We start from the raw sequence: 7,956 nt of genomic DNA, 5'->3' as shown, positions 1-7,956 counted from the left end.
GGATGAGATCGACCTGGAAACCGCTCTATGGACCATCCCGGCCGAGAAGATGAAGATGCGCAAACCGCACCACGTGCCGCTCTCGCGGCAGTCGATCGCGATCCTGCAGGAAATCCGAGCGATCACTGGCTCGTCGGGATATGTTTTCCCTTCCATGCGATCCCGAACACGGCCGATGTCTGAGAACACCCTCAATGCAGCACTGCGCCGCTTGGGTTATGCCAGCAACGAAATGACCGCTCATGGTTTCAGGGCAATGGCGAGCACTATTCTCAACGAGTCGGGCAAGTGGTCACCGGATGCCATCGAGCGCGCACTTGCCCATGGTGACAGCGACAAGGTGCGTGCGGCCTACCATCGCGGCACCCACTGGAAGGAGCGTGTCCTGATGGCGCAATGGTGGTCCGACCTCTTGGATTCGTTGCGGAGTGGGGCCACTATTTTGCCCTTCCCAGGGGCGATGACTGGCTGACCGCTTTGGCGGTCAATCAGATCGCTGTTTGGCTCGTTGCGTCTCTACCTTGATTGACTGGAATTGGGCCGCAACCGGACTGGCGGCTTGTGGCCGCCGGAGCGGCATAAGCAGACATCGTAGCGGGTGGTGCGCGTACAACTCGAATTAGGCCGATTTCGAACCGGCCGCTAGTTGCTCGAGATCTCTAAAACCAGACTCGCGTCGATGACTCGCCCATATAGATGTACAAATCGAGAGCGCGTCGACGCTCATTGAACGCGTCCAAATGGTGAACGCACGTCGTTCGCAGGAAGGGCAATAATCCTCCATTTTGAACCAATTGCCTTCCATTGCAGGTTGCACTGATTGGGATATACTACGGGTCCGGAGGGGTCATGCGGATCGAATTTGTTGAAATCGCGAATTTTAGAAAGCTGATTTCAACGAGAATTGGCTTGTCGGCTGACAAGACCGTTTTCGTTGGCGCAAACAACAGCGGAAAGACATCGGCGATCACCGCCCTGCGGTACTTTCTCGTCGATCGCGAACGCACCAGCTTTTGCTTCAACGATTTTACGCTCTCCCATTGGCCGGGCATCGACGGGATGGGCGCTGCCTGGGAGGCGGCCCACGTCGCTCAGCAAGCCTTGCCGGAACCGGAATGGGATGCGTTCCTACCGTTTCTCGACGTCTGGATGCAGGTCGAAGAGAATGAGGTCCATTACGTTCAGGGCATCCTGCCGACGTTGGATTGGGCGGGTGGCCGCCTTGGGGTTCGCGTCAGGTACGAACCAAAGGACCGAGAGCAACTTCAGAAAGACTACCTGACGGCGCGCGCGGACGCCCGCGATCTGCAAACGGCGGGTGCCGCGCTTGCCGAAGAAAAAGGTCAGGATGCGGCAAAGTTTCAGGTTGCGATCTGGCCGCAGACGCTGGTCGAATTTCTGCAACGCCGCGTCACGCGCTACTTCACGATCCATACTTACGTGCTGGACCCCTCCGCGTGCGTCGATCCGCTGCACGGTCGGGCTCAGCCTCAGCCCCTGAACGGCAACGAGCCCATTGATGGCGACCCATTCAAGGGCCTTATTCGGATTGACGAGATCAGCGCGCAGCGCGGCTTTGGCCATGCCGGCGAAAGCAGCATCGACGAAGGCGAAGCGTCAGGATCAGGATCGACGTCTCGCAAACTGTCGTCCCAGCTTCGGCAATACTACAAAAGCCACCTTGATCCGTATGAGAGTCCAGATGCGAGAGACCTTCTCGCGCTCAAGGCGATCGAGGAGGCTCAAGAGGCATTCAACGTTCGTCTCGGCGATGGCTTTGAAAGCCCGCTCAAGGAAATGCACACGCTGGGCTATCCCGGCGTAACAGATCCCAAACTCAATATCTCAACACGCCTGAGGCCCGTCGAAGGCCTCAACCACGACGCCGCCGTGCAATTTGTCGTGCCGATGCAGGCGGGCGGCGCTTCGATCAATTTGTATCTGCCCGAAGATTCTAACGGTCTCGGCTACCAGAACCTCATTTCCATGGTGTTCCGCCTGATGGCGTTTCGCGACAGCTGGATGAGGGTTGGAAAGGCGCAAAGCAAAGCGTCCGATGACGCGATCATCCCGCCGCTACATCTTGTCCTGATTGAAGAGCCCGAGGTGCATTTGCACACGCAGGTGCAACAGGTTTTTATCCGGCAAGCCCACAAAATCCTTCGCAATCACGATCAGTTAGGAGCTGGTTCTAACTTCGTGACGCAGATGGTGGTGAGCACCCATTCCAGCCACATTGCCCACGAATGTCACTTCGATTCTCTGCGCTACTTCCGGCGGCTCCCGGCTAGCGAACACGCCATCCCCACTTCGTGCGTGGTGAATGTCGGCGAGGCTTTTGGCGGCGAGCAAGAAACCAAGCGCTTCGTTACCCGCTACCTGAAAGTCACCCACTGCGATCTGTTCTTCGCCGACGCCGCCGTGCTAATCGAAGGACCGGCCGAGCGAATTCTTGTTCCGCACTTCGTGAACTCGCATGCAGAGTTTGATAAGCTCGCCGAGAGCTACATCACCTGGCTTGAAATCGGAGGCAGCCATGCCCACAAGCTGCGCAGCCTCATCGAGAAGATCGGACTAACAACGCTGGTCGTCACCGACATCGATTCGCAGGACGCAGCGGGTTTCAGTGCGGCGCCCGTGCGTGGCGCAGACTACACGACGCGTAACCACACCCTCAAAACGTGGTGGCCCGAGATCGAGGAATTGGACGCGCTGCTGGACAAGCCCGAGGCAGAGAAATCCAAGGACTATGCCGCAGAACAATTCACGCTCCGCGTCGCATATCAGTGTCCGATCGAGATTGAGTTCAAGGGTGCCGTGACCGAGGCATTGGCCTACACGCTGGAAGACGCGATCGTGGTCGGCAACATCGAGTTGTTCGCTACACTTCCCGGCACAGGCCTCATCGCAAAATTCCGAACCGCAATCGCTGATAGCGCGGATTTCGCGGCACTCAGCGCAGCCATGAAGGATGCCTTGAAAGGCGGCAGCAAAGCGGAATTCGCACTCGATCTTCTTGAGATCGACAATCCCAGCGATCTGAAACCGCCCAAATACATTCGCGAAGGCTTGCTATGGCTGGCCGCACAGCTTGAGCAAAAGCAGACCGAGCTGGGGCTGGTCGCGATAGCGCCGGTAGAAGCCGAGGCTGTCGCCGATGCCGACGCTGGCGATGGGGTCGCCGCGTGAACGTTGAGAGCGCTCCAGTCGAATCGAATGTCACGCGCGACGATGGGGTCGAGGACGAAATCGCGGCGTATCTCGATCTGGAAAATCCCACGAGTTTCTTCCTGTTCGCCGGGGCTGGCTCCGGGAAAACCCGGTCAATCGTCAACGCGCTTCGGCACATCGCGACAAAATACCGGGACACGCTTCGCCTGCGAGCAAGGCATGTCGCGGTGATCACCTACACCAATGCAGCCTGCGACGAGATCACGCGTCGGCTGGAATACGATCCGCTCTTCGTCGTCAAAACCATCCATAGTTTTGCATGGTCGCAAATTCAGGGGTTCAACTCCGACATACGGGAATGGCTGCGCACCAATCTTCAAACGGAAATCGCCGATTTGACGGCCGAAGAGGCCAAGGGCCGCGCTGGTACGAAAGCGTCCGCTGCGCGGCTGGCGTCGATTGAATCAAAGCAGCGCCGTCTTGCTCGGCTCGATGAGATCAAGGCTTTCACCTACAATCCCAACAGCGATAACCGCGAACGCAACGCCCTCAATCACAGTGAAGTGATCAAGATTTTCGCGACGTTCCTGCTTGAGAAGTCGCTGATGCAGCGCATGTTCGTCGAGAGATATCCGTTCCTGCTGATCGACGAGAGTCAGGACACGAACAAGACGCTGATCGATGCCCTCCTGACGGTTCAACAGGCGCACGCGAGCCGTTTCTGTTTAGGGCTCATCGGCGACACCATGCAGCGCATTTATCTGGACGGCAAAGAGAACATCGAAAGCGCGTTGCCGCCGGGCTGGGAAACGCCCGAGAAGGTCCTGAATCATCGCTGCCCGAAGCGTATCGTGCGCCTTATCAACGCCATTCGATCGGGCGCAGACGAGCAGGTTCAGGAGCCTCGCGACGACGCGATTGAAGGATGGGCGCGGCTGTTCGTATTCCCCGTGGATACGCTGGACAAGCCCGCGATGGAGGATGGGGTTCGCGCCTATATGGCCGCTCTCACCGATGATGCGGGTTGGAGTGACCGCGACCAGTGTAAGATTCTCACGCTTGAGCACCACATGGCCGCGAAGCGGATGGGCTTTGAGCAACTATTCGAGGCGATTGCGCCGATCGAGGCGTTCCGCACAGCGTTTCTCGACGGCAGTTTCGCGCCGACCCGATTTTTTACGCACAGCGTTCTTCCGCTGGTTACGGCCACCCAGCGGGGCGACAAGTTCCTAGCGACCAAAATCATCCGTGACGCGTCGCCGCTGTTGAGCAAGGACATGCTCAAAGGCTCGGAAAAGCCGTTGGATCAACTGCGCACAGCACAGGCGGCGATCGATAGCCTGATGTCGCTCTGGGCGAACGGCGAGCCGACTTGCGGCGCCGTCCTGGAAAACGTCGCGAGCACCAATCTCTTCGTTGTTCCCGACAGCCTTAAGGCCGCCTTGGCCGCATCGAGCGCGGAGCCGGTCGTTTCCGAAGACGACGAAGAAGCTGATCCGGTCGGCGAGAATATCGCCGCGCTGCTGACCCTTCTGGATTGCCCGTTCTCGATGATCGCGCCCTATGCCTCCTATGTTGCGCACGAGGCCTCCTTTGACACCCATCAGGGGGTCAAAGGGCTCGAATTCGATCGCGTCATGGTTCTCATGGACGACGGCGACGCGCGTGGCTTTCTCTTCGGATACGACAAGCTGCTGGGAGCCAAAGCGCCGAGCGCCAGCGATTTGAAGAATGTGGAAGAGGGCAAGGACTCCTCGCTCGATCGCACGCGACGGCTGTTTTACGTTACCTGCAGCCGAGCCAAATCCAGCTTGGCGCTCATCGCGTATTCAACCGATCCCGCCGCGATGAAAGCGCATGTGATCCAGTCCGGCCTTTTCAACGAGGATGAGGTGTATCTTGGTCTGCCGACATAGAGCGGCAAGATTGAACGTGATTCAATGACGTGGGCGGTGGCATGACTCAGATGCACCTGCGGCAATTGGAACACCGCCTTGCGATCGTCGCCGAGACGTTGCGCGAGGAGTTTCCAGACGACTTTTACAAACGCTGTTCCTACGCGACATTCGGCACACTCGCGTTGCTGCGCGAAGCTGGCGAGCGCGCATGGGCGGTCGGCGGGGAGTCGGTGGCTTTCATTCTCTCGAAAGACGCCAAGACGCCCAGCATGAAAGGCTTTGCCAGCGATGGCCAACGCTTCTCGCATTTCTGGGTCGAAACCGCGGATCGGCTGATCGACGTGAGCACGTACTTTCTGCCGGAAGACGCGACGTTACCCACCACGCCGATGCCCGCCGTTGCGTGGGATAAGTCGAGCGAGCTGCCCCGTTACCTGCGATACAATGAGCTGGCCGTCATTCCGGAAGGTCAGGAAATGGATGGCCAGTCGATCGTTTCCCAGCGCGGCAAAATCTTTGTCGATCGATGCCTGGCACGGCTGGCCAATCAAACGGAATTGATGAAGTTTCCGACGTGGATCGTGACGGGTCGGCCGTCAGTGGCCATCGCGGCAAAACGCGGAAATCTCTGGGCGATCGGCGCAGAAAAATTCGACGGGTGGGTCGATCCATCGACGCTTCCGTTCTGACGCCGCTGGCAGCCTGCGACCCTCAGTCCGCGAATAGGCCGGGCAGCGGGTCCGGCGCGCTGATCGCCCATATGTTCTTGGTCGCGTGCCCTTTGCTGTTCGGGTCCGCGAACAACACGCCGCCATAGAGCCGATATCGCCAGATGGTCCGTGCGGGATTATCAAATGCCTGTGCGCCCTCATACTCGATCAGCCCGTCAGCGAGCGTAGCCACCGCGCGCTCCTTCGCGTTCATCGCCAATAGCGGGCGAGTGATCTCTTCGCCGCGCTCCGTCAGAATTCCCGCATTGACGGAATAGTCCTGCGGTATTTGCGCGCCGAAGGCATGGGCGACCATGCCGCGCGTGATCAGCACGAACAGTTCGGACAATTTCCGGCCTTCAAACGGCAAGGCCATCGAATGCTGTAGGATGCCGCGTTCCTTCACCAGCACTGGCCCGCGACCCTCGGCAAGCTGCCGGTGCAGTTTCACATTCTTGGCTAGCCGCCTGGGTACATTTGCTGTCAGCAGATCGGTGGACGCCGGATGGTTGCCGCCAAACGGCAGCAGGGTCAGCAGATAATGCTCGAGCTTGGCCTTGTCGGCATTGCAGCGCTCGCACGCGGGCACTTGCGGAAGGTTGGCGCGATGCTCGATCGGGAGGAACTCCCGCGCGAAGACATGATCGCCCGTGGTCGATCCGCTTTCCAAACCACAATAGACGCAGGTCTTGCCCTTAAAGCGCTTGCTCATCGGCCTCGCCTGCGAGCGGGAAAGGATTATCCGACACGCCGAGCTCGATCGAAATGAAACGCCGCGCCAGACGGCGCATCACGTCGGCTGCGTTGTGCAGCCGTCGCAGTTCCACCGTGTCGTCGGGATCAGATTTGCGATTGGGGCTGGCATGGGCCACCGCCGAACGGCACGCCGCGTAGATGTAGATTTCCGGCTTCTCTTCGCCGCACGCTTCAAGAAATTTGTCGATGCCATGCTGATCGTGAGGATCAGTCAGGATCGGCGGCAGATTATCCGCGATCCATTTGGTCGCCACCTTCCAGCTCGGATGGTGAATTTCGATGATCTTGTAGTAGCCCAGCACGGCATAGCTGATCATGTAATTCTGCTCGGCGTTGCGCGCTTCACGGTACAGTGCAAGCGCACGCCGGGCATCTTCCGATGACGGAATGTCGCGATCGAAGAGCCATTGGTACGCGGTCGTGAACGCCAGATTCCGCTTGGCCACAGCAACCGGAACAGGGCCACCACCCCAGCCGCCTTCGGCGATCGCGTACTGATCGTCGCACCAAGTCATCACGCTCAGGAAGCGGTTGATGACCGTCATCGCTTCTTCCATCGTGAGCTTGTTCGCCGTCAATTCGATGTGGACCGACGGCACGTTTTCCTTCGTCTTGGGCATCATGACGAGATGATAGCGATCGAATTTAACGCGCATTTCGGTGCGCGGCCACGTGACCTGATTATCGACGCCGATGTTCAGGAAGTGCGAAGACGGCCTAGCGCCCAGACGTTCCCGGCGCGCGTTTTCCGCGTCCTCCTTGTCGTATTCGGCACCATCGCCGGTCGGCGGCAACGGATGCTTGCGCGCCTGATCGACGCGCTGCGCCAAGCGATCGAAGAAGCGGCGATTGAGTACGAGTTCTCGGCTGGCTGGCGCATTGCGCTGATCGGGATCGAATGCGTCGGCGGCGGCACCGGGCTGAAGCAGTGACACCGCTTCGTCACGCACAAACGACACGCGCTTGCGTTCGCCCGCTTCGTCGAACGTGATCACGGCGATGCCGTTGCTGTTGGTTCCGGCCTCCGCAACCGACAGGCGCACCGCGACCAGTTTTTGGCGCGAGGCTTCGTCCCTCAAAAGATAACACATTGCAGCCGTCAGATCAGGGGCCGCACCAAACGCATCGGTTGGCCCGCCCACCGGTTTGAGCCGGGCGATGACTGCGGCGACATGCCCGGCCCAACTGGGCTGGATGGCGACGAGTCCCAGCACGGCCGCAATGATCTGCTCGTCCGTGAGCGCACGCCCTCGATTTTCACGGCCGCGCGGCAGACGACTGTAGCCGCGCAAGGACTCGAAGCGTTGCTCCATGGCGGACACGTCGAAGGGTTTCGGGCGCCGGCAGGCGTACGAAAGTCTTACAAGTACGACCCGCGGTGGGGCTCGCACAGGTCTATGGGTAAAAGGGCTTTGGTGTGG

Annotated in this window: 6 protein-coding genes; 4 read left to right on the top strand and 2 right to left on the bottom strand. The window is 59.3% G+C overall.

Annotated features, from left to right (window positions below; genetic code table 11):
• The 4 genes from HGI47_RS21635 to HGI47_RS21620 form a co-directional block, all read left to right on the top strand.
• Positions 1 to 472, top strand: a 472-nt coding sequence (locus HGI47_RS21635) for a site-specific integrase (RefSeq protein ID WP_168854831.1), incomplete at its 5' end; no start/stop codon positions are given.
• A 377-nt stretch (positions 473 to 849) separates the two neighbouring features.
• Complete coding sequence (locus HGI47_RS21630) at positions 850 to 3,189, top strand: AAA family ATPase (protein WP_168854830.1); 2,340 nt, start codon at positions 850 to 852, stop codon at positions 3,187 to 3,189.
• Positions 3,186 to 5,087, top strand: a complete 1,902-nt coding sequence (locus tag HGI47_RS21625) for a UvrD-helicase domain-containing protein (RefSeq protein ID WP_168854829.1) — start codon at positions 3,186 to 3,188, stop codon at positions 5,085 to 5,087. The genes HGI47_RS21630 and HGI47_RS21625 overlap by 4 nt, the downstream gene beginning before the upstream one ends.
• 41 nt (positions 5,088 to 5,128) lie before the next feature.
• On the top strand, positions 5,129 to 5,758 hold the full coding sequence (locus tag HGI47_RS21620; RefSeq protein WP_168854828.1) for a hypothetical protein: 630 nt from the start codon (positions 5,129 to 5,131) through the stop codon (positions 5,756 to 5,758).
• A gap of 22 nt (positions 5,759 to 5,780) precedes the next feature.
• On the opposite strand, the gene HGI47_RS21615 is transcribed toward HGI47_RS21620, so the two are convergent.
• The gene (locus HGI47_RS21615) at positions 5,781 to 6,491 is read right to left on the bottom strand and encodes an HNH endonuclease (RefSeq protein ID WP_168854827.1); all 711 of its coding nucleotides are present in this window, start codon (positions 6,489 to 6,491) and stop codon (positions 5,781 to 5,783) included.
• Positions 6,475 to 7,848: a methylamine utilization protein MauJ gene (mauJ, locus tag HGI47_RS21610; protein ID WP_168854826.1), complete on the bottom strand. Its 1,374-nt coding sequence runs from the start codon at positions 7,846 to 7,848 to the stop codon at positions 6,475 to 6,477. The genes HGI47_RS21615 and mauJ overlap by 17 nt, the downstream gene beginning before the upstream one ends.
• Positions 7,849 to 7,956: the final 108 nt, after the last annotated feature.

Origin of the sequence: Novosphingobium sp. ERN07, from assembly GCF_012641335.1 — a bacterium.
Classification (GTDB): domain Bacteria; phylum Pseudomonadota; class Alphaproteobacteria; order Sphingomonadales; family Sphingomonadaceae; genus Novosphingobium.
The sequence above is the reverse complement of the archived record's forward strand: the minus strand, read 5'-3'. Positions and strand labels throughout refer to the sequence as shown.

Excerpts from the sequence above, each read along its gene's own strand:
- HGI47_RS21630 (WP_168854830.1), top strand. The coding sequence starts at position 850 with ATGCGGATCGAATTTGTTGAAATCGCGAATTTTAGAAAGCTGATTTCA.
- HGI47_RS21620 (WP_168854828.1), top strand. The coding sequence starts at position 5,129 with ATGACTCAGATGCACCTGCGGCAATTGGAACACCGCCTTGCGATCGTC.
- HGI47_RS21615 (WP_168854827.1), bottom strand. The coding sequence starts at position 6,491 with ATGAGCAAGCGCTTTAAGGGCAAGACCTGCGTCTATTGTGGTTTGGAA.
- mauJ (WP_168854826.1), bottom strand. The coding sequence starts at position 7,848 with ATGGAGCAACGCTTCGAGTCCTTGCGCGGCTACAGTCGTCTGCCGCGC.